Here is a 19465-nt window from a genome sequence, read left to right on the forward strand (position 1 = left end):
ATAAATTCTGAAACATAACATCGTCAATACTTATGTAAGGTATTTTTTGCGAGCATGTTAGGTATACTTACATTTTATAATATGCTAAATTTCACATAACAACGTTATTGATTAGCATTTGACTGGTTTAATGCGGTAAAGCAACCCCTAAAATACCCTAAATAATGGAAAAAACGTAACATCATAAATGTTTCTTATCACCTTTGATAATAAATATGTTCATATGTTCAAAATAGACGAAAAACCGGACATCTACCCAAATTGTTCACAAGGAACAAATTTGGAGTAGAGGTCCGGTTTTGACTTTTAAATCCCACTATCTACGTAATTTATACGCCTACTCGTGCCGGAAAAAATGCAGCAGGCTGTTTAGCCGTATTAAATGTTTTGCCCACAATCGGAGCTAGTTTCTCCAGATCTTGTAGCAGGTTAGCAAACTGGTCAGGGAACAAAGACTGCACACCGTCTCCAGTCATAGAGTTATCGGGATCTGTATGCATCTCAATAATCAAACCGTTAGCTCCTGCGGCTACCGAGGCTTTGGTCATCGGTTCTACCAGTTCACGGCGTCCTGTACCATGGCTCGGGTCAGAAATGACTGGCAGATGGCTTAGGGACTGCAGAACAGGGATAGCCGACAGATCAAGTGTATTACGAGTGTATTGTTCAAACGTACGAATACCGCGTTCACACAGCATCACATTCGGATTACCACCAGCAAGAATATACTCCGCTGCATTAAGCAATTCATCGTATGTCGCACTGAATCCGCGCTTTAACAATACCGGTTTGCCGCACTCACCCAACTTGCGTAACAAGTCGAAGTTCTGCATGTTACGTGTACCCACCTGTAGAATATCCGCATACTCTGCGCAAATATCTACGTATTCAGGCGTCATGACTTCCGTAATCGTGAGCAAGTCATGCTTCTGACCTGCTTCTGCCATCATGATCAAGCCTTCTACGCCCGTTCCTTGGAAGCTGTAAGGACCTGTACGCGGCTTGAAGGCACCTCCACGAAGCACTTGCCCCCCAGCTGCTTTCACGAGTCCTGCAATCTCATCAATCTGTGCAGCGGATTCAACGGCACAAGGCCCCCCCATAACGACAAGCTCTTTTCCGCCAATATCTACACCTTTGATGGAAATAACCGTATCTTCCGGATGGAAGTCACGACTTGCCAGTTTGTAAGATTTCGAGATTTTCACCACATTCTCCACGCCCTTCATTTGGCGAAGGTGCTCTTGCATCTTAGGTTCCACTTTACCGATCAATCCAATGATCGTGCGATCCTCTCCACGGGATACATGTGCTTGGAGCCCTTCCTTTTCAATCACACTAACGATATCCTGAATTTGGTCCTCCGAGGTAGCTTTGCCTGCAATTACGATCATAAATTTTCCCATCCTTCCTTGTATAAGAGCACTCGTTTACTTCGTGCGTCTGATGTCTGATTTCTAAAACCCCAAAACTCTGTCGCGCTTAAACGCTTGTTCGCTTTTAAGCTTTTAATCACTAAAGTAAATATAGCACAGTTTCTTCCTATCGTCAAGAAGTGATATTTATGCCGCTCTCTCCCCTTCAGGCAAAATATAGACAAAAAAACATCCCGCTACGCCATATCCAAAAAGCGGATATGCAATACAGGATGTTTCCTATCTTTCTATTGGAACTATTTAATTTTTAGAATTATGTGGTACGTGTCTTCTCTCTGACCGGAGGCAGCAATTTACTCATGTTCACGGTACGTTTGATTTCCCACGTTTCCGGCTGATCATGCTCATACTGCTCCAGATATTGAATAACTTCCTTGGTAATTGGTGTCGGTGTTGAAGCGCCAGACGTTACAGCCACCTTCTGCACACCTTTCAACCAGTCCTGTTGAATCTCAGATACGTCTGATACACGGTATGCCGTCACACCCGCAATTTCCTCTGATACTTGAGCCAGACGGTTCGAGTTGTTGCTGCGAGGATCACCCACAACAATGACGAGGTCAGACTGCCCGGCTTGCTCAGCTACCGCTTCTTGACGCACCTGTGTAGCGAGACAAATCTCATTATGAATTTCAGCTCCTGGGAACTTCTCCAGCAATCGGCTCATAATGTGTTTGATGTCCCACTGACTCATTGTCGTCTGATTGGTAATCAAAATTTTGCCTGCGGGCACGTTCAGACCTTCAATCTCTTCTTCCTTCTCAATCAGATGTACACGGTCTGGCGCAACACCAATCGCACCCTCCGGTTCCGGGTGATTTTTCTTACCGATGTAGATAATTTCATAACCTTCAGCCGTCTTCTCCCGGATCAGATCATGAGTCTTCGTTACATCCGGACAGGTTGCATCCACTGTGGTAAGTCCTTTCTCCCGAGCCAGCTTGCGTACCTCCGGTGAGACACCGTGTGCCGTGAAAATGATCGTGCCGCTCTCCACCTGATTCAGAATCTCCATCCGATTAGGGCCGTCCAGTGTAATGATGCCCTCATCTTCAAAGGAATCCGTCACATGTTTGTTATGCACAATCATACCTAATATATAAATAGGCCGTGGTAAATCCAGGTTGCGTGCCGCCTGACGCGCAAGCACCATGGCGTCCACAACTCCGTAACAATATCCCCGCGGTGAAATTCGCAGTACTTCCACTTGGTTGCCACCCGCTTTCTTTTCGGCAGTATAGCCGATGTAATTGCAGTCTCTGTTTATTATACCTTTATTCGATAGGCGGGGCAAAGACTACAGGCAGCCAGATAATAAAAGTGGTTCCTTCTCCGCGTCTCGTCACGACTTCAACAGAGCCATTATGCTCCTCGATGATCCATTTGGCGATAGATAATCCAAGTCCAATACCTGGCGTTGCTCCGCGGGATTCGTCGGCCCGGTAGAATCGGTCGAAGATAAACGGTACCTCGTCCCGTTCCATGCCAATACCGGTATCGCTGATCCGCAGTCCAACCTGCCCTTTGTATAACAGAGCATCTAGCGTAACCGAGCCCTCCGGTGTGTATTTAAAGGCATTCTCGATAAAAATAAACAAGACTTGTTGCAGATAATCTTTGCTTCCGTTTACATAAATACCGTTTAGAATCGACAGATCACCCGGAAGCCAGTCGGCCTGACGATCCAGAAATTGGGCTCTGCGTGCCACTTCCTGCACCAGAATCTGCAGCGGAATAGGATTAAGCTCGATTTTCTGACCTGTATCCGCTCTCGCAAGTGATAACATATCGCTGATCAGACGACTCATACGTTTGCCTTCATCAGCCATATCCTCAATTGCTTCGAGAGTCATTTGCTTGATCGTTTCTTCATCCAGATTCGACCGATCATTGCCATCTTGATCCCACAGCTTCTTTAGGAAATCCACATTTCCTCGAATTGTAGTCAGTGGCGTCCGCAGCTCGTGAGAAGCATCGGATACGAAACGTCGCTGCGCTGCATTCGTCTCTTCCAGTCCACGGAAAGACAGCTCGGTACGCTCCAGCATGTTATTCACCGTTTCAATCAGACGGCCAATCTCATCCTTAGGCCCCGAATACTGAATACGCACACTAAGATCGTCTCCAGACTGTATCTGATTAGCGGCATCAATCACATTAACCAGCGGCCGCATGGACTTGCGGGCCAGAATCAAACCGGATGTAATGGCAAGCGCCATAGCTACAAGCCATCCAAATACCAGGATATTCCGTAATGCCTCCAACAAACGCTCCTGTGAACTGACATTTGCCCCTACTTGCAGCAGTCCCCTGATATCATTCGTTCCCTTAAGAGACAACGCCTGCTGGTTAACGAGAAAAGGAATACCATCCACAACCATTTTACTAATTCCTATTTCTTCACGTATATTCTGGATCTTGGCAATCGGAAAAGTAATTCCAGATTTGCCTAAATTGTCAGAACGCTTATATGATCCACTCTGATAATCGACCAACTGAATATAGATTTGTGCTTCTTGAAGCTGACTCTCTGCAAAAGGTTCCAGGTCAAGCGTCTGTGATAACGGATTAACGCCTATCTGCTCCGTAATCCTCAAGCTCTTTTCTCTTAACTGCTGTTCCACCTCGTTGTACGTATTAAAATAGACAAACGCATAAATCACCACACCCCAAAAGATCAGCACGGCTGCCAGAATACCCGAATACCATGCGGTTAGTCTTAACCGAATGGACATGTTACGAGTCACCTCTCAAAATGTAGCCGGCTCCCCGGATCGTCTGGATGAGACGTTTGCCACCATGTTCTTCTGTTTTCTGTCTAAGCATCGCGATATAAACCTCTAGCACATTGGACTCTCCGCTATAGTCGTATCCCCATATTTTATCCATAATGAGGTCACGAGAGAGTACCCGTCTCGGATTTTGCATAAAAAGATTAAGCAATTCAAACTCTTTTGCTGTCAACTCAAGACGTTTGCCATCTCGGAGCACTTCGCGTGAATCATTATCCAGAATGATATCTTCATATATCAGGCGATTGTCTGTCACGTTGGAGATATCCGCTTTGCGACGTAGCAGAGCACGGACACGTGCGAGCAATTCTTCCAGTGCAAACGGCTTCACCAAATAATCGTCAGCACCGGTATCCAGTCCGGTCACCCGGCTCTGAACCTCATCCTTCGCAGTAAGCATCAGCACGGGAACTTTACTCCCTGCTTCCCTCAATCTACGGCACACCTCAAAACCATCAATCTGCGGCATCATCACATCGAGCACTACAATGTCCGGCTCCTTATCCATCAGCTTGCTAAGGCCTTCTGCTCCGTTGGAAGCTGTCTGTACCTCATATCCTTCAAATGCCAGGCCTCGGCGCAGCATAGAAACAATTTTCTCATCATCATCTACAATTAAAATCGTTGAGCGCATGGTCTTTCTCCTTTACCCTATCGTAGTCTCCCCATTGTAACAGGCCAAAGCCCGATTCGCATCTTCTCCATAATCCATACTAGAGAAACTGTGCAAAAACAGAACAGAGACATCGTGCAAAAAAACGGAAGGGCCTCAAACCCTTCCGTTCTTCCTTTCTTACTTTCTTACCTTCATCTACTTCATCTCTTGGTTGCCATTATTGCTGTTGAGTTTGCGACGTATTGAAATCATTCTTGTTGCCGATCTTCACTTTCACATCGATTTTCTTACCATCACGAACTACATTGAGAGTGATTTCACCGCCAACTTTCTGGGTCTTGATAAAGTCGATCAGTTCCTGACTAGTTGCATATGGTGTACCATTTACACCTGTAATGATATCATACGCTCTCAGATCAGCCAGATAAGCTGGTGATTGGTAAACCGTGCTCGCTACCACCGAACCTTCTTTAATATCTGTTCCCATTTGTTTAGCCACTTCAGGGGTAAGATTCATCAGAGAAGCACCAATGAACGGTACAGGTTCTTTTGGAACATCTTTATTCTCTTTCAAATATTTCACCGCTTCAGAAATCACACTGGACGGAATTGCAAAACCTATACCTTGCGCATCCGCACTCACGGCCACATTCATACCGATGACTTCACCGTTCAGGTTAAGCAACGGACCACCAGAGTTACCCGGGTTAATGGAAGCATCCGTTTGCAGCAAGTGGCTGTATTCACGTGTTTTACCTGTTTCTTGATCCGGGATGCTGATCGTACGTTCTTTGGCGCTGAGAACACCTGCAGTGACCGTATGCTCAAAACCTTCCGGGTTACCAATTGCTACGAGCCATTCACCCACTTGAGTGTTGTTTGAATTGCCCAGCGGTGCAACAGGAAAATCTTTATCTCCGCTATTTTTCTCAATTTTCAACACAGCGAGGTCAAGGTCAAAACTGCTTCCCAGCAATTTAGCTTCATATGGCTTGCTATTGTTTTCAAGTGTTACCTGAATAACGTCAGCACCTTGAACAACGTGCTGATTGGTCAGAATGTAACCTTCTTTGTCAAAAATAAATCCGGAGCCAATACCCATTGGTACGAGTTGATTACTCGCTTGAGGTTGAGTCTGTTGACCTTGTTCCTGATTTCCGTTAGGTCCACCAAGTCCACCACCAAAGAAATACTGATACAGCGGATCACTTGTATTCGCTCCACCCTGTCCAGAACCACGTGTGGACTGTTTAGCCAGCGTTTCAATTTTCACGACAGCCGGACTGGCTTGTTTCACCACAGATGATACATCCTCTTTACCTGTTGGCAGCAGGGATGCTGTTACGTTGTTTCCGCCCCCCGTATTGCTCGGAGTTCCCTGAGCAGATTCTGTTCCGTTATTCGTCAGCGCGGCTTGTGGTGTGAACATGTTGGTTCTATCCGCTGTGTACATCAACACGGTGATCACCAACATACCGGCGATGAAGGAGAACAAAAGTGATCTTACAGAAGACCTTGGTCTACGGCTGTTGTAGTTCCAGTTGCCATTATTAGTTCCAGTTCCTTGACCTCCGCCTTGGCTCGAGCCGCCACCAACAGAGTTTCTGCCCGTTTGCCCAGAGGAGTCATGACTATAAGAAGGTACAGGTTTTACTGGATCGGGTCTTGTAATCTCCACATTTCCTTCTTGTCGTGCCCCGTTAGTACTAACTGTATCTTCCTGATTCACGGACTGGAATGGTCCGTAAGAGTAATAATATGAGGAGTCATCATTTCCGGCAGGATTGCGATTCTCGTTTTGATTAGTTTCCTTTTCCTCATCTTGTCGATTTGATCTATAATTTCGTTCGTCCATGCCTCTCTACCTCCCGATCTCTTATTTGCAAGAGATATTCTTTAACTGTCCTTATTTTGTACTTTGAACCTTAATCGTACCTTAAAAACAATTAAAAAGGAGATAAAAGCATGCAATATTTGCTGTTTTTTCCCGTCATAACAACATTTTCAGCCTTGCTTTTTCACCCAGCCTTGCCGATGGGCGTAAATTGCCAGCTGCGTCCGATCATCCATTTCACATTTCATCAGCAGATTGCTCACATGTGTCTTAACGGTTTTGATACTTATATGTAATTCTTCTCCGATATCTTTGTTGGTTTTCCCTTCAGCAATGAGCAAAAGTACTTCCTTCTCCCGTTCCGTGAGCCCGGATTCACTCTCTCTTGCTGTCCGCTGACGAATTCCCCGCGTCAAAGCCTGAGAAACATCTCCAGTCATCACGGGCATACCTCTGTTGGCACCTTGTAGAGCATAGATGAGTTCTTCGGCTGATACTGTTTTGAGTACATAACTGACCGCTCCTGCCTCAATTGCTTGAACAACGAGATCATCTTCAAGGAAACTGGTGAGCATTACAATCTTCATTTCCGGAAATTCAGACATAATGGCTCGTGTGGCCTCCGCACCATTCATCACCGGCATCATCAGATCCATTAGAATCAGATCCGGCATATCCGACTCCTTCATCTGACGAAGCTGATCCAGCGCACGCTGTCCGTTTCCAGCTTCTGCCATCACATGAAATGTAGGCTCCAGCATCAGATATGTCTTCAATCCCATTCGTACCATATCGTGGTCATCCACAATCATTACGTTTACTATGCCATTCATTCCATTTCCTCCTCAGACACGTTCTGAAATTTCGGGATGAGCACCCTTACTGTTGTACCCGCTCCGGGCTTGGATATGATCTGCACTTGTCCGCCAAGCTTCTCTGCACGTTCACCCATCGTAGATAGCCCGTACGACCCCGGTCTTTCCGCCTGTTGCACAAAACCTTGCCCATCATCGCTGATACTCATACTGATCTGATGCTCTGATTCACGGATGGCAAGACTAACCAGTCCGGCTTCAGCATGTTTAACCACATTCGCGACAGCCTCCTGAATAATGAGAAACAGCTGGTGCTCAATGGCATCCGACACTCCGCCATCCAGTTCCAGCTCTTTTATGCCTTTTAGACCATTTTGCCGGCAATAATCAGGAAACCAGCTGTCCAGTGCGCCAGCCAAGTCGCGTCCTTCCAATTCTACAGGTCTGAGCTGGGCGATCAATCCACGCATTTGGCGCTGTGCAATATGAGACATCTGAATTAACTGATCCAGCACATTCCGGCCATGCTCAGGATTCATTTCCAGCAAACGTGGCAAAGACGAAGCAGACATATGCATTGCGAATAATTGCTGACTTACCGTATCATGCAGATCCCTTGCCATACGTTTACGTTCTTCGATAACGGCACGCTCAGAAGCCTGTTCTTTCTCGATCACTTCCTGCTCGCCAAGCCGCTGGAGCAACCTCATTTTTTTCTCGATGGACTCCATCATCACGTTGAATTCCTGATAGACTCGGCCAAAGGATGCATCATCAGCTTCCGGCATTCTAACCGACAGATTGCCTTTAGACACTTTCAGCATATTGAGATCCAGGACATCAATTTTGCGCTGAAGGCGTAATGCAGCGATATATCCCGTGACAATGGTTCCTACAATAACAACTCCAATATACGCCCAAGCCCGATTGCGATTACTCCCTGTAAGCACATCCCCGTATAACAGGTAAAATCCACCGAGTGTAATCAATCCGGTTAACACAAAATACATCATTAGTTCCCATTTGTTTGCTTTGAGAATCGTTCGAATCATGTGTTAACCCACCTTGTTCACTTTGACGTCACCAATAAACACACTGACAATAATGCGTACTTTCTTGCCTGCTTCATGATAATGTGGAGTCTCTTCTTGTGCACTGCCCATGAAACTGCTTCGTTTGTGATCCAGTAATTTCATATCTCCGATAAAGGAATTAGTCGTTAATGAAATACCGAGATCCATATCCTCAGGAATAAACAACTTAACATCACCAATAAAATGTGAAATGACAATTTTAGTCTCTCCATATGGAATCTGCGCCTTGGTCAAATCAATAACGGTATCACCAATAAATGAGGAGATGTTCATCGGTTTCAGCGTAAACACTTCTTTGCCCATATGAAAATCACCAATGAAAGTGGATTTATTAAATGTTTTGCCATAGCCTTCTTCATATCCATACTTATAGTTGTAAGAATTAGCGTGGCCAAAGCCTCCAAATTTCTGATCATCCGAATGTGAATTGTATTTCTTATGGGACTGTCCGAACTGTTCACTGTCTTTTTTCAGATTCGGTCCCTCTTCGGAATGAAAGGATTGATGCTTATCCGAGGGTTGCTCTTGCTTTGGTTTGCCAAATGTCTTCTCGAACTCTTCATCAAATGATGAGGGCATCTCCAAATCTTGAGGGGACAACGGCTTATAGGGCTGCTCAGGCGGCGGGGGCGGTGTTTTGCTTCCATTTCCATCAGGTTTCCGATCCCGATGTCCTGATCCAATCAGTACATATAATCCTCCACCGATCAGCAGAATTGGAACTAGATAACGGATAAACTCTCCCAGTGAGTAACCAATCACACCCAAGTTACGAGCCAGGAAAAACCCGCCTATAGCAAGCACAATAACAGGTCCCATCGCAGCATACCCACCGTTGCGACGAATTTCTGTTAACCCTTTAACACCCCACCAGATCAAAAAGACCGGCCAGTAAGTTCTAAACAAGTAACCTATATCAATGTCATATCCCAATTGTCTGAACAAGATCAATGCACCGATAGCGATAAGAGGTATGCCAACCCACCAACGGTCTTGCGTAGATCGTTTCATCACACATGTCTCCTTTGTCTTTATTCTATATCCAGTGTACCTCAGACATGCCAACGTTAACAGCGCCGACAGGTTGAAGTTCTCTCCGTCTTGAGACTGAGACCTAAGGATAATTATGTAAATTTGAGATTTCACTATTTTGTATAACGAAATATGAAAACACCCCGGAGCAATCGCTCCAGGGTGTGTGAATCATCATTTCTTTTTTATTGCATGATTTGTTGCTCTAATTTTCACCGAACTACTTTTGGTATTTGCCTGCACGGCCGGTTTGACCTGTGTTTTCTACACCAAACTCGGCATTATATTTTTCATCAGGTGTTTGGAAATTGTCTTGTACTTTGTTTTGAGCGGATTGCTTCACTTTAGAAGCCGCGCTGCCTGTTCCATTCTCCTGTCCAAACTCTGCATTGTACTTCTCGTTTGGCGTTTGGTAACCTTGGGATTTCTTTGCCACAACGAATCACCTCTCTCTTCATATTTACACTGCTTGCTGCAGTGCGGGGTTCGTCCCCAGTCAATATTATGTGAAGAGAGCCTTTCTGTTATTCAGGCATAACATTCCAACATTTCATTAAATGGCTTTGTCTAGCCATGAATCCGGTACAGTTTTATAGACATCGATGGCTTTGGACAACTCCGCCAGCATCTGTTCGGTACATTTTCCAGCACCCTGCTTGATCACCTGAACCTCAACATCCTTTTTTCCCCATTCTTTATAGACCTGCTTGGTTGTTGGAAAATACAAATCGATCTTATTACCTTTGATGGCTGAACCGGTATCAGCAACAATACCGTATCCATAACCGGGAATATATAAAACGGAACCCATCGGAAATAACTTTGGATCAGCTGCAATGGTCGAGACTGTTTCCTTATCCCGGCGAACCTTTACCCCTGAATACGTAATACCGTATTGTGGATGTTTTGGAGTTTTGCCTGTGGACTCGATTCCAGCGGTGTACCCCGTTGCGGTAACTTTCTGTGTCTCCAGAATTTGTTCTGAACGAGGTGCCAGTACTGGCATTGCGGGATCGACAGACTCAATTCCCCGTTTCTGCGGCATTTCAGGTTTGGGTAGGACCATCGGCTGCGGAGACCACATGAAAGCCATATATACAAGCGTAGTCAATTGAGCCTCGTCTGTGTAGTCGGGTTTAGCTTGATTCGACCTAGCTACCCGCTCGGTTTTTCCCGTATTGGTTACATCATTTCCATCCTGGCTTTTATATTCCTGAACGTGCAGTACAGTGCTTTCTTCTTCAAATATATAGGCTTTAGCCTCATTGTAACTCATCAAAATCCCGGCAAATACGAAACAGCACATGATGATGAACTTGTGGTTTTCATTTAATTTTAAAAGATGCTTTTTCATGGTATAACCTCCCCCTCACTTGCAAAGGGTTACCAAAAAGCATTCATTCTATACCTTGTCTATACTATTGACTTAACATAGACAGAGAGACAAACAATAAAAAAACCGTCTGAAAATCACGGGTCAGCCATGATCTCAGACGGTTTTGTTTCATTTATTTTACAGAACACGATTCAAAATTAAACTTGTCTTGAAGCAATTTCTTCTTTCAACTGAGCAACAATCTCATCAACCAGCTTCATGCCCAGATCACCCTCTCCGCGCTTACGGACGGATACGGATGCAGCATTTTTCTCGTTCTCGCCCACTACGAACATATAAGGCATCTTCTCCAACTGGGCTTCACGGATTTTGTAACCCAGTTTCTCGTTACGCAGATCTGCCTCTGCCGAAATGCCTGCACGTTTCAGCTTTGCTTCTACTTCACGCGCATACTCATCGTAGTTTCCGGAAACCGGAATAACTTTGGCTTGAACCGGAGACAGCCAGAGCGGGAATGCACCTGCAAAGTTCTCCAGCAAAAATGCAGTGAAACGCTCCATTGTACTGATTACGCCGCGGTGGATAACGACCGGACGGTGTTTCTGTCCATCATCACCAACATATTCAAGCTCAAAGCGCTCAGGCAACAGGAAGTCCAGTTGTACGGTAGACAGTGTTTCTTCTTTGCCCAGTGCTGTTTTGATCTGAACGTCCAGCTTCGGACCGTAGAATGCCGCTTCACCTTCAGCTTCATAGAACGGGAGATCAAGTTCTTCCACAACTTCACGCAGCATGCGCTGGGACATTTCCCACATCTCATCGTTTTGGAAGTATTTCTCGGTGTCTTGTGGATCACGGTAGGACAGACGGAAACGATATTCATTTATGCCAAAGTCTTTATATACCGTTTGAATCAGTTCGATAACACGAGCAAACTCTTCTTTGATTTGATCCGGGCGTGCAAAGATATGAGAATCATTCAGTGTCATCGCACGTACACGGTGCAGACCTGTCAAAGCACCAGACATTTCATAGCGATGCATCATGCCCAGTTCAGCGATACGGATCGGCAGATCACGGTAGCTGTGCATATAGGATTTATACACCATCATATGGTGAGGACAGTTCATCGGACGAAGAACCAGTTCTTCGTTATCCATAATCATTTTCGGGAACATATCTTCTTGGTAGTGCTCCCAGTGACCAGAAGTTTTGTACAGCTCTACATTCCCCAGAACCGGAGTGTATACGTGCTGATAACCAAGGCTTTCTTCCAGATCTACGATGTAACGTTCCAGTGTACGACGCAATTTCGCACCGTTAGGCAACCAGATCGGCAGACCTTGACCCACGAGTTGCGAGAATGTGAACATTTCGAGTTCTTTACCCAGTTTACGGTGGTCACGCTTGCGCGCTTCCTCCAGGAAGTGCAGATGCTCGTCCAGCTGTGCTTTTTTTACAAAAGCTGTACCGTATACACGTTGCAACATTTTGTTCTTGCTGTCTCCGCGCCAGTATGCACCCGCTACGTTCATCAGTTTGAACACTTTAATTTTGCTTGTAGACGGAACGTGTGGTCCACGGCACAAGTCGAAAAATTCGCCTTGCTCATAGATTGTAATTACGCTATCTTCCGGTAAAGCATTGATTAACTCCAATTTGTATGGGTCGCCGACTTCATTGAAAATGTTGATCGCTTCCGCACGGCTAACTTCCTTGCGCACAATAGGCAGATTTTCATTGACGATGCGTTCCATTTCTTTCTCAATCTTTTGCAAATCTTCCGGGTTAAGAGGATGTTCCAGATCCATGTCATAGTAGAAACCATCCTCAATGACTGGCCCTACGCCCAGATGCACTTCTTTATTACCGTAAAGACGTTTTACCGCCTGAGCCAGCAAGTGAGCTGTACTGTGACGCATCACTTCAAGACCTTCCGGGGAATCAAGTGTTACGATCTCGACCAAAGCCCCTTCATGAATTGGAGTGGATAGATCAACCACGATGCCATCCAGTTTACCTGCTGCAGCATTTTTGCGAAGCCCGCTGCTAATCGAAGCGGCAACATCCTCAATACTGCTTCCATCTGCGTACTCACGTACAGAACCATCCGGTAGTTTAATGTTTACTGCCATTTGTCTCATTCCTCCTGTAAAATAAACATCATCCATTTTCATTTCCTTGCATGGACTGATCATCTATTACGCATTTCCGCTCCCTTAGAGGAAAAGCGCAAAAAACGCAAAAAACACCCGTCCCGGTAAAGGGACGAGTGTTATACTCGTGGTTCCACCCTAATTCRGCTTGTTGTTCCTGGTGAACAGGAATACAGCCCTCATTGGCATGACGGTAACGGGCATGACCCGGCAAATCCTTACTCACAAAACCGCCAATCATTTTTCGGAAAAATGGTGGATAGACCGGTTTTATTTTCAAAATTGCAGCTCCAAAGGGGTAAACCATACGTGATATCCGGAGGAAATTTCAGCCCAGGTTCCTCTCTCTGCACCGATCTAACGTGTGGCTCGTGTCTTTGTCAACGCTTTTGATTCTCAGTTGATCCTGTTAAAACATTTCCCGTGAACATACCCTCAATACTCATCAGCATATAATCACGGATCAACAGTTATTATAATTGCCCAGATCGCCCGCGTCAAGACTTGTCAGCAATCCAGAACGGAGTACTTCGCATTCAGGACATTGATGGCATATCTGCACCTTATCTTCGAAAATCTGACATATGGTCGAGATGATGGGCAACTCTGGTGTACTGGTATGAAGCATTACTTTTTCAGGTGATATTGAAATAAGCGTACTTACGATCATGTCTTCAATATCCATCTCCAGTTCAAGTCCCGGCATCTCCACGACAACTTGCTCATCCTTCTGAACCGGCAGCAGATTAAGTCCTTCATCAAGCACCTGAAATTCATGTTTGCCTTTGTGAATCAGATGGATCAAGGGAACCTTCGCCTCCTGAAAAAATACAAAGTACTTCAGCAACCCCATGAACTCTTCATACTGACGATCCATCCAGAATTCATCGAGTGCATATTCCACCAGTTCCTGTAATTCCTGTTTATAAGAACGGATTCGGAAATTCATAATACCTTCGAGATGAAAAAAATGAATATCCTCCAGATCCTGCCTTAAACCTTTGGCTAATGTTGCACGGCGGCGTTCACGCAGACCTGGTTGATCCAATTCACTATTCATAAGCAGAGGCATACAGATTCGGTGAACTTTTTCGACTTCGTGCTCATCCATTACAGAACATGTTTTGGCAATGATATTTTCTACCATGTTACGTTCTTGGGTCTCCATAATAAAATCGGCTATACCCAAGGAGAGCAATTCACTGATACGCGGGAGCCATTGCTGGAATTCCTCGTGATTCTCATTTCCTCTGCACATCCAGACTGCTCTCCCATCCTGATGTTTGAAGGTGAGCCGGAAGCCTCTTTTGCTTATATGTAAACCTTTGATTTTTTCCTTGATGCATTGGTGAAAATGATCTGCTTCATCCTGCCCGGACACATCGGTCCATACTGCAAACAGTTCCATAAGAATCACTCCTTTCCTTCTCTTCAAAGTATATGGCAAGGCCCAAAGGGATATACGAAGCTGTTGATGGAAAGAGTGTCATGATTTCTCAGTACTACAGAAAAGATTTGGATGACAATTGAATGAGAGGTTTGCAGGATAATTCAATGAACGATTTGGAAGACTGCAATAGAATCTTTTGCAAAATTCATAATGAAGGTTTGGTGAACTCTGAATGAATGGTTTGGAGATCAAGCAAAAATGTGTTATTATTTTTATAACAGTATCTTGACGGAAGGGGGGAAGCCAACCATGAGACAACAACCTAGACTGCTCCATCACATGATTATCATCATCTTGTGTGTCTTTCAGGCGCTGTGCTTCCCGATTCCAATGCAGACAGAGTCTGCCGTTGGTGTATCCGTCGATGCCACTTCGAATAAAGAAGGGCTTGAAGTACTGTCTCAAATACCCGAGTCTAAGCAGAAACCTGTCATTCGCAAACATCCGCAAGTAATGTCTAAGCTGGCTGCAATGAAGCAAACCAAGCCTGTATTTCTTGTCCTCGCATTGTTAATCGTGCTGCGAATTCCTACAGCAGGTCTGTCTTTTAAACCGTGGTATTGTCTGTTCAAGCGCAGATTGTTTCTGTTGCCTATTAAGTTTACCAGTATGTATTTATCCCTCTCTCCGATGGCACCGAAATACGCCTACGCTCGATAAGAGCCTGTTTGCCGTATTCGTCTGGCTGCCTGCGCATGGAACCGCCTCTTTAATGAAGACGGTGTTCTCATGCATAACCTACAACCCTTTATGAAACGTTAGTTTTGAGACATGGTATGAACCACTATTTATTGAAGTGTTCTTTGTTTCACTTTTTTTGCAAATTAATTTTTATTTCACATTATATATTCGGCTGTGTCAGGAATTACTGGCTCTGTTTCCCCGCACCATTTGATGTTCCACCCTGAGCAGCAGATGACTTGATTACGGGAAGATAAGCCCACCTTCTATGGCCAGCCTCAATTACTAAGGAGGCATACTATCCATGGATGTACGCGAAACAGACTTGCCGGGAATCGGCAAAAAATTCCAAATTGAAACAAGCAGCGGTGATAAAATCGTCATTATTATTCACGACGATGGCCGCCGTGAAATGTACCATTTTGAATATGATGATCCAGATCAAAGCATCTCCATGATTACACTTGACGATAATGAAGCCAGACAGATTGCCGCGATCGTTGGCGGACTGACTTACAAACCGAAGCAGCTTGAAAATATAGAAGTTACCTTTGACGATCTGATTATCGAATGGTACAAAATCGAAGCATCCTTCGGATGCATTGGCAAATCCATTGGTGAGTTGAATGTACGTCAAAACTCTGGCGCAACGGTTATTGCCGTTGTGGAGAAAAATCATAAAAAACACATCAGCCCAGGTCCGGAGGTTGTGATTAGCTCAGAATCTACAGTAGTCGCCGTTGGCGAACGCAACCAGCAAAAGCTTTTCAAGTCCCTCCTCCTGACAGGAAGGGGGTAATTCGATGGATCATTTGATTTTTGAAGTGGGTCTGGCACTCGTGCTGATTGCAGCAGCCGGCCTTTTATCCGCAAAACTAAGATTTTCGGTGGTTCCGTTCTATATTTTGATCGGGATGGCCGTGGGACCACATGCCATGCAAATCTGGCATCTGGATTTCCGATTTATCGAAAGTCAGCCGTTCATCAATTTTATGGGTCGGATCGGTATTCTGTTCCTGCTCTTCTATCTGGGGTTAGAGTTCTCAGTAGGCCGTTTGGTCAAGTCCGGTCGTTCCATCGTTGTTGGCGGCTCGATCTACATCGGGATTAACTTTACATTAGGTCTTGCCTTCGGATTTGCAGCCGATTTCCCGCCAGCTGAAGCACTCATCGTTGCAGGGATTACAACAATCTCTTCCAGTGCCATCGTAGCCAAGGTACTCGTTGATTTGAAACGAACGGCTAATCCGGAAACCGAGATGATTTTGGGTATTATTATGTTCGAGGACGTATTCCTCGCCGTATATATCTCCATCCTTTCCGGACTTGTACTCAGTGATTCCTCCTCTATCGGAGGCGTGATCATGTCCGCTCTGATTGCTCTGGGCTTCATGCTTGTCGTTATCATTATCGGTCGCAAAGCGACACCATTATTGAATAAACTGCTCAAAATTCGTTCCAATGAATTATTCTCACTTGTTGTTTTCGGGGCACTGTTCCTTGTAGCCGGCTTCTCTGAAACAATCCACGTTGCTGAAGCAATCGGCGCTTTGCTGGTTGGTCTTGTACTGGCGGAAACGGAGCATGCTAAACGTATTGAACACCTGATTCTTCCGTTCCGTGATTTCTTTGGGGCTATCTTTTTCTTTAGCTTTGGTCTGTCTATTGATCCGTTGTCCCTTGGCGGTGAGGCAGTCTGGCTTGCGTTGATCGCTGTCGTTATCACACTGTTTGGTAACTTCCTTGCGGGTATGTTAGCTGGACGAAGTGCAGGACTTTCACCAAAAGCTTCCGCGAATATCGGGTTAACCATTGTATCTCGTGGTGAATTCTCAATTATTATGGCTAACATGGGTAAGGCTGGTGGGCTGTTACCATTACTCCAACCGTTTGCCGCGTTGTATGTATTAATTCTGGCTATTCTTGGACCATTGCTCACCAAAGAGTCCAAACACGTATTCCGTATTTTGGATAAAATATTCAAGTTCAAAGATCCTCGCAAGAAAAAAGAGGAACCTAAAGTTCTGCAGAAAGAAGGATAAGTGAGATGTCTGTGCTGAGCAGACCTATGATCATATCAAGCAACTGAGCGGCTGCACGCCGAACTTTCTGTGAAGAACCCAGGGAGAATGGCTCGAAGCCGCACTGAAGGAGGATGACCTGTGAAAACACCTCTGATATCGGCTAATCCGGTGCCACGCACTGCTAAGAGCAGCATATCGCCATCCCGCTCCTGGTTGAATCTGTTTCTGGTCATCATTGGCGGAATATTGGCCTCCGTTGGACTTGAGTTGTTTCTACACCCCAATAAAATTATTATTGGCGGCATAACGGGAATTTCTTCCCTTTTTGCACACTGGACTGAGCTTCGAATCGGCCTGTTCTTGTTCTTATTCAATGTTCCGTTTATATTTCTGTCCTACAAGATCGTGAAGAAGAAGTTTGTACTGGTTACTGTTCTGGGTTTGGTTGTCTTTTCGATCGGTGCCATCGTGCTACATCCCATGCCGCCGCTCGTCGAGCACCCTTTGGCTGCTGCCATGTTTGGCGGGTTATGCCTGGGGCTCGGAATCGGGCTAGTTGTTCGGTATGGAGGGACACTGGATACGCTGGAAATCGGTGATCCGTCCTCCCGGCCACCTGAACGTGTTTTTAGCGGGAAACGGATGCTTATCGAAAAAATAATCATGCTGCTTAACTTGGTCATTCTCACAGCTGCTGGTGTTGTTTTTGGCTGGGATCAGGCCATGTATTCTGTTATCGCTTATCTGATCGCCTATGAAATGGTTTACCTTGCATTTCGGGGATTTTCCCCCAAACGCAAAATATGCATTCTGACCACACAAAGCGCTCAAGTTGAAAAAGCTGTACGCAATCGCCTGCGAAGGGAACCAGAAAGGCTCAGTCCTGAAATTGAGCTTCCCCCAATCGCTGGGACAGAGGGCTGGATTGGACAGATTCCAGGGACGCTTTATTACGAAGTACACTTCCTGGAGATGATCTGGTTGAAATCCATTGTTCGGCATATTGATCCCCATGCAGGTATTGTATCGAATCCAGAAAAATAAAAATAACTAGCTCAACAAATACAAAACGCTCTCATCCCCGATGAACCAATGGATTGAATTCCATTTGCTCATCGCCTCGGAAGAGAGCGTTTCTTCAATTAAGCCACAATTATTATAAGTCTACAATGGCTTTAACCACTTGTGATTCTGGTAACAGCCATTTGTCCATTGCAGTTGGCAGTTCATCAAATGGTGCTCGATGTGTGATATAACCGTCCATGCTTAACTTTTTGTCACGCAACGTCGATAACACCTGTTCAAAATCTTCACGCGTTGCATTCCGGCTACCCAACATACTCATCTCACGCTTATGAAATTCCGGGTCATGGAACGTAATATCCGCCTTCACCAGCCCAACAAAAATCAACTGTCCACCGTGCGCCACATACGGAATAGCCCCATTCATGGAATGCACATTACCTGTCGCATCAAATACAGCCGTTGCATAATCACCGCCAGTGATCTCGGATACTCGCTGCAGAGCTTGTTCGTCTGCCTGCACAGTCTCATCTACCCCAGCCCACGTTCTGCTCAATTCCAGCCTGTCCAGATTACGATCCACCGCAATGACATATGCGCCTGCTTCTTTGGCAAAAGCCATTACCCCAAGTCCTATAGGTCCGGCTCCAATAACAACGACACGCTCCCCTGGTTGAAGTGCAGCTCTACGTACGGCATGAGCCCCAATGCTAAGCGGCTCAACCATAGCTGTCTCGTCCAGTGTTAATCCCTCCGCTTTCAGCAGATGAGAGACAGGTACTGTGATCCGTTCTCTCATACCTCCGTCCACATGTACGCCCATAACCTGCATGGATGCACAGCAGTTTGTCTTATCTGAACGACAAGCAATGCAGTGCCCGCAATGCAGATAAGGAATAATGCTTACCTGATCCCCTGGCTGTAAACCAGCCTCATTCGGTCCAATCTCTTCAATGATGCCTGCAAGTTCATGACCAAGTACACGAGGATACGTAAAAAAAGGCTGATTGCCTCTGTACGCGTGCAGATCCGTACCGCAAATACCAATCCGCTGAATAGCGACCAGTGCTTCTCCCTCACCTCTTTCGGGCTCTGGCAATTCCTTCAGCACCAAACGATCAATTTCTTCACATACGATAGCTCTCATCACTGTTCCCCCTCAGATCCATTCGACGT

The 19465-nt window shown here is 45.5% G+C and carries 17 protein-coding genes; 4 read left to right on the top strand and 13 right to left on the bottom strand.

All coding sequences use genetic code 11. The features are described from left to right. Nucleotides 1–329: 329 nt before the first annotated feature. The 12 genes from aroF to AB4Z30_RS10105 form a co-directional block, all read right to left on the bottom strand. A complete protein-coding gene (gene aroF, locus AB4Z30_RS10050; RefSeq protein ID WP_441925785.1) occupies nt 330–1394 on the bottom strand; it encodes a 3-deoxy-7-phosphoheptulonate synthase in 1065 nt (354 codons plus the stop codon). A gap of 295 nt (nt 1395–1689) precedes the next feature. Beyond that, nucleotides 1690–2643 carry a 4-hydroxy-3-methylbut-2-enyl diphosphate reductase gene (locus AB4Z30_RS10055; protein ID WP_441925787.1) on the bottom strand — a complete coding sequence of 318 codons (954 nt, stop codon included), beginning with the start codon at nt 2641–2643 and terminating at the stop codon, nt 1690–1692. Between the two features lie 67 nt (nt 2644–2710). After that, nucleotides 2711–4171, bottom strand: a complete 1461-nt coding sequence (locus tag AB4Z30_RS10060; protein ID WP_441925789.1) for a sensor histidine kinase — start codon at nt 4169–4171, stop codon at nt 2711–2713. Between the two features lies 1 nt (nt 4172). Continuing rightward, on the bottom strand, nt 4173–4862 hold the full coding sequence (locus AB4Z30_RS10065) for a response regulator transcription factor (protein ID WP_441925791.1): 690 nt from the start codon (nt 4860–4862) through the stop codon (nt 4173–4175). Nucleotides 4863–5061: 199 nt separating this feature from the next. Continuing rightward, nucleotides 5062–6699, bottom strand: a complete 1638-nt coding sequence (locus tag AB4Z30_RS10070; protein WP_441925793.1) for a S1C family serine protease — start codon at nt 6697–6699, stop codon at nt 5062–5064. A gap of 149 nt (nt 6700–6848) precedes the next feature. Then, the gene (locus AB4Z30_RS10075) at nt 6849–7511 is read right to left on the bottom strand and encodes a response regulator (RefSeq protein WP_441925795.1); all 663 of its coding nucleotides are present in this window, start codon (nt 7509–7511) and stop codon (nt 6849–6851) included. Next, a complete protein-coding gene (locus AB4Z30_RS10080) occupies nt 7508–8545 on the bottom strand; it encodes a HAMP domain-containing sensor histidine kinase (RefSeq protein WP_441925797.1) in 1038 nt (345 codons plus the stop codon). Before AB4Z30_RS10080 ends, AB4Z30_RS10075 begins: the two co-directional genes overlap by 4 nt. A 3-nt stretch (nt 8546–8548) precedes the next feature. Further along, on the bottom strand, nt 8549–9598 hold the full coding sequence (liaF, locus tag AB4Z30_RS10085; protein WP_441925799.1) for a cell wall-active antibiotics response protein LiaF: 1050 nt from the start codon (nt 9596–9598) through the stop codon (nt 8549–8551). 241 nt (nt 9599–9839) lie between these two features. After that, nucleotides 9840–10055 (bottom strand): hypothetical protein, encoded by a 216-nt coding sequence (locus AB4Z30_RS10090; protein WP_441925801.1) that lies wholly within the window; start codon nt 10053–10055, stop codon nt 9840–9842. Between the two features lie 117 nt (nt 10056–10172). Next, nucleotides 10173–10712 (bottom strand): 3D domain-containing protein, encoded by a 540-nt coding sequence (locus AB4Z30_RS10095; RefSeq protein WP_441925858.1) that lies wholly within the window; start codon nt 10710–10712, stop codon nt 10173–10175. Nucleotides 10713–11152: 440 nt separating this feature from the next. Further along, complete coding sequence (gene thrS, locus AB4Z30_RS10100) at nt 11153–13090, bottom strand: threonine--tRNA ligase (protein WP_441925803.1); 1938 nt, start codon at nt 13088–13090, stop codon at nt 11153–11155. Nucleotides 13091–13574: 484 nt separating this feature from the next. Then, nucleotides 13575–14519, bottom strand: a complete 945-nt coding sequence (locus tag AB4Z30_RS10105) for a putative sporulation protein YtxC (protein WP_441925805.1) — start codon at nt 14517–14519, stop codon at nt 13575–13577. A gap of 291 nt (nt 14520–14810) precedes the next feature. Here AB4Z30_RS10105 and AB4Z30_RS10110 point away from each other — a divergent pair, with 291 nt between their 5' ends. The 4 genes from AB4Z30_RS10110 (at nt 14811) to AB4Z30_RS10125 (ending at nt 18310) form a co-directional block, all read left to right on the top strand. After that, the gene (locus tag AB4Z30_RS10110) at nt 14811–15221 is read left to right on the top strand and encodes a hypothetical protein (RefSeq protein WP_441925807.1); all 411 of its coding nucleotides are present in this window, start codon (nt 14811–14813) and stop codon (nt 15219–15221) included. Nucleotides 15222–15546: 325 nt separating this feature from the next. Next, nucleotides 15547–16041, top strand: a complete 495-nt coding sequence (locus tag AB4Z30_RS10115) for a cation:proton antiporter regulatory subunit (protein WP_434752074.1) — start codon at nt 15547–15549, stop codon at nt 16039–16041. 4 nt (nt 16042–16045) lie between these two features. Beyond that, nucleotides 16046–17284 (top strand): cation:proton antiporter, encoded by a 1239-nt coding sequence (locus AB4Z30_RS10120; protein ID WP_441925809.1) that lies wholly within the window; start codon nt 16046–16048, stop codon nt 17282–17284. Nucleotides 17285–17404: 120 nt separating this feature from the next. Next, complete coding sequence (locus tag AB4Z30_RS10125; RefSeq protein ID WP_441925811.1) at nt 17405–18310, top strand: YitT family protein; 906 nt, start codon at nt 17405–17407, stop codon at nt 18308–18310. Nucleotides 18311–18422: 112 nt separating this feature from the next. Here AB4Z30_RS10125 and AB4Z30_RS10130 read toward each other — a convergent pair whose 3' ends face one another. Next, nucleotides 18423–19436 (bottom strand): zinc-binding alcohol dehydrogenase family protein, encoded by a 1014-nt coding sequence (locus AB4Z30_RS10130; protein WP_441925813.1) that lies wholly within the window; start codon nt 19434–19436, stop codon nt 18423–18425. Nucleotides 19437–19465: the final 29 nt, after the last annotated feature.

The sequence above is a fragment of the Paenibacillus sp. 2TAF8 genome, assembly GCF_052114825.1.
Taxonomy (GTDB): Bacteria; Bacillota; Bacilli; order Paenibacillales; family Paenibacillaceae; genus Paenibacillus.

What these genes read in the sequence shown, in the direction of transcription:
- aroF (WP_441925785.1), bottom strand. Translation starts at nt 1,394, where the DNA reads ATGATCGTAATTGCAGGCAAAGCTACCTCGGAGGACCAAATTCAGGAT.
- AB4Z30_RS10060 (WP_441925789.1), bottom strand. Translation starts at nt 4,171, where the DNA reads ATGTCCATTCGGTTAAGACTAACCGCATGGTATTCGGGTATTCTGGCA.
- AB4Z30_RS10065 (WP_441925791.1), bottom strand. Translation starts at nt 4,862, where the DNA reads ATGCGCTCAACGATTTTAATTGTAGATGATGATGAGAAAATTGTTTCT.
- AB4Z30_RS10070 (WP_441925793.1), bottom strand. Translation starts at nt 6,699, where the DNA reads ATGGACGAACGAAATTATAGATCAAATCGACAAGATGAGGAAAAGGAA.
- AB4Z30_RS10075 (WP_441925795.1), bottom strand. Translation starts at nt 7,511, where the DNA reads ATGAATGGCATAGTAAACGTAATGATTGTGGATGACCACGATATGGTA.
- AB4Z30_RS10080 (WP_441925797.1), bottom strand. Translation starts at nt 8,545, where the DNA reads ATGATTCGAACGATTCTCAAAGCAAACAAATGGGAACTAATGATGTAT.
- liaF (WP_441925799.1), bottom strand. Translation starts at nt 9,598, where the DNA reads ATGAAACGATCTACGCAAGACCGTTGGTGGGTTGGCATACCTCTTATC.
- AB4Z30_RS10095 (WP_441925858.1), bottom strand. Translation starts at nt 10,712, where the DNA reads ATGGCTTTCATGTGGTCTCCGCAGCCGATGGTCCTACCCAAACCTGAA.
- thrS (WP_441925803.1), bottom strand. Translation starts at nt 13,090, where the DNA reads ATGGCAGTAAACATTAAACTACCGGATGGTTCTGTACGTGAGTACGCA.
- AB4Z30_RS10105 (WP_441925805.1), bottom strand. Translation starts at nt 14,519, where the DNA reads ATGGAACTGTTTGCAGTATGGACCGATGTGTCCGGGCAGGATGAAGCA.
- AB4Z30_RS10110 (WP_441925807.1), top strand. Translation starts at nt 14,811, where the DNA reads ATGAGACAACAACCTAGACTGCTCCATCACATGATTATCATCATCTTG.
- AB4Z30_RS10115 (WP_434752074.1), top strand. Translation starts at nt 15,547, where the DNA reads ATGGATGTACGCGAAACAGACTTGCCGGGAATCGGCAAAAAATTCCAA.
- AB4Z30_RS10120 (WP_441925809.1), top strand. Translation starts at nt 16,046, where the DNA reads ATGGATCATTTGATTTTTGAAGTGGGTCTGGCACTCGTGCTGATTGCA.
- AB4Z30_RS10130 (WP_441925813.1), bottom strand. Translation starts at nt 19,436, where the DNA reads ATGAGAGCTATCGTATGTGAAGAAATTGATCGTTTGGTGCTGAAGGAA.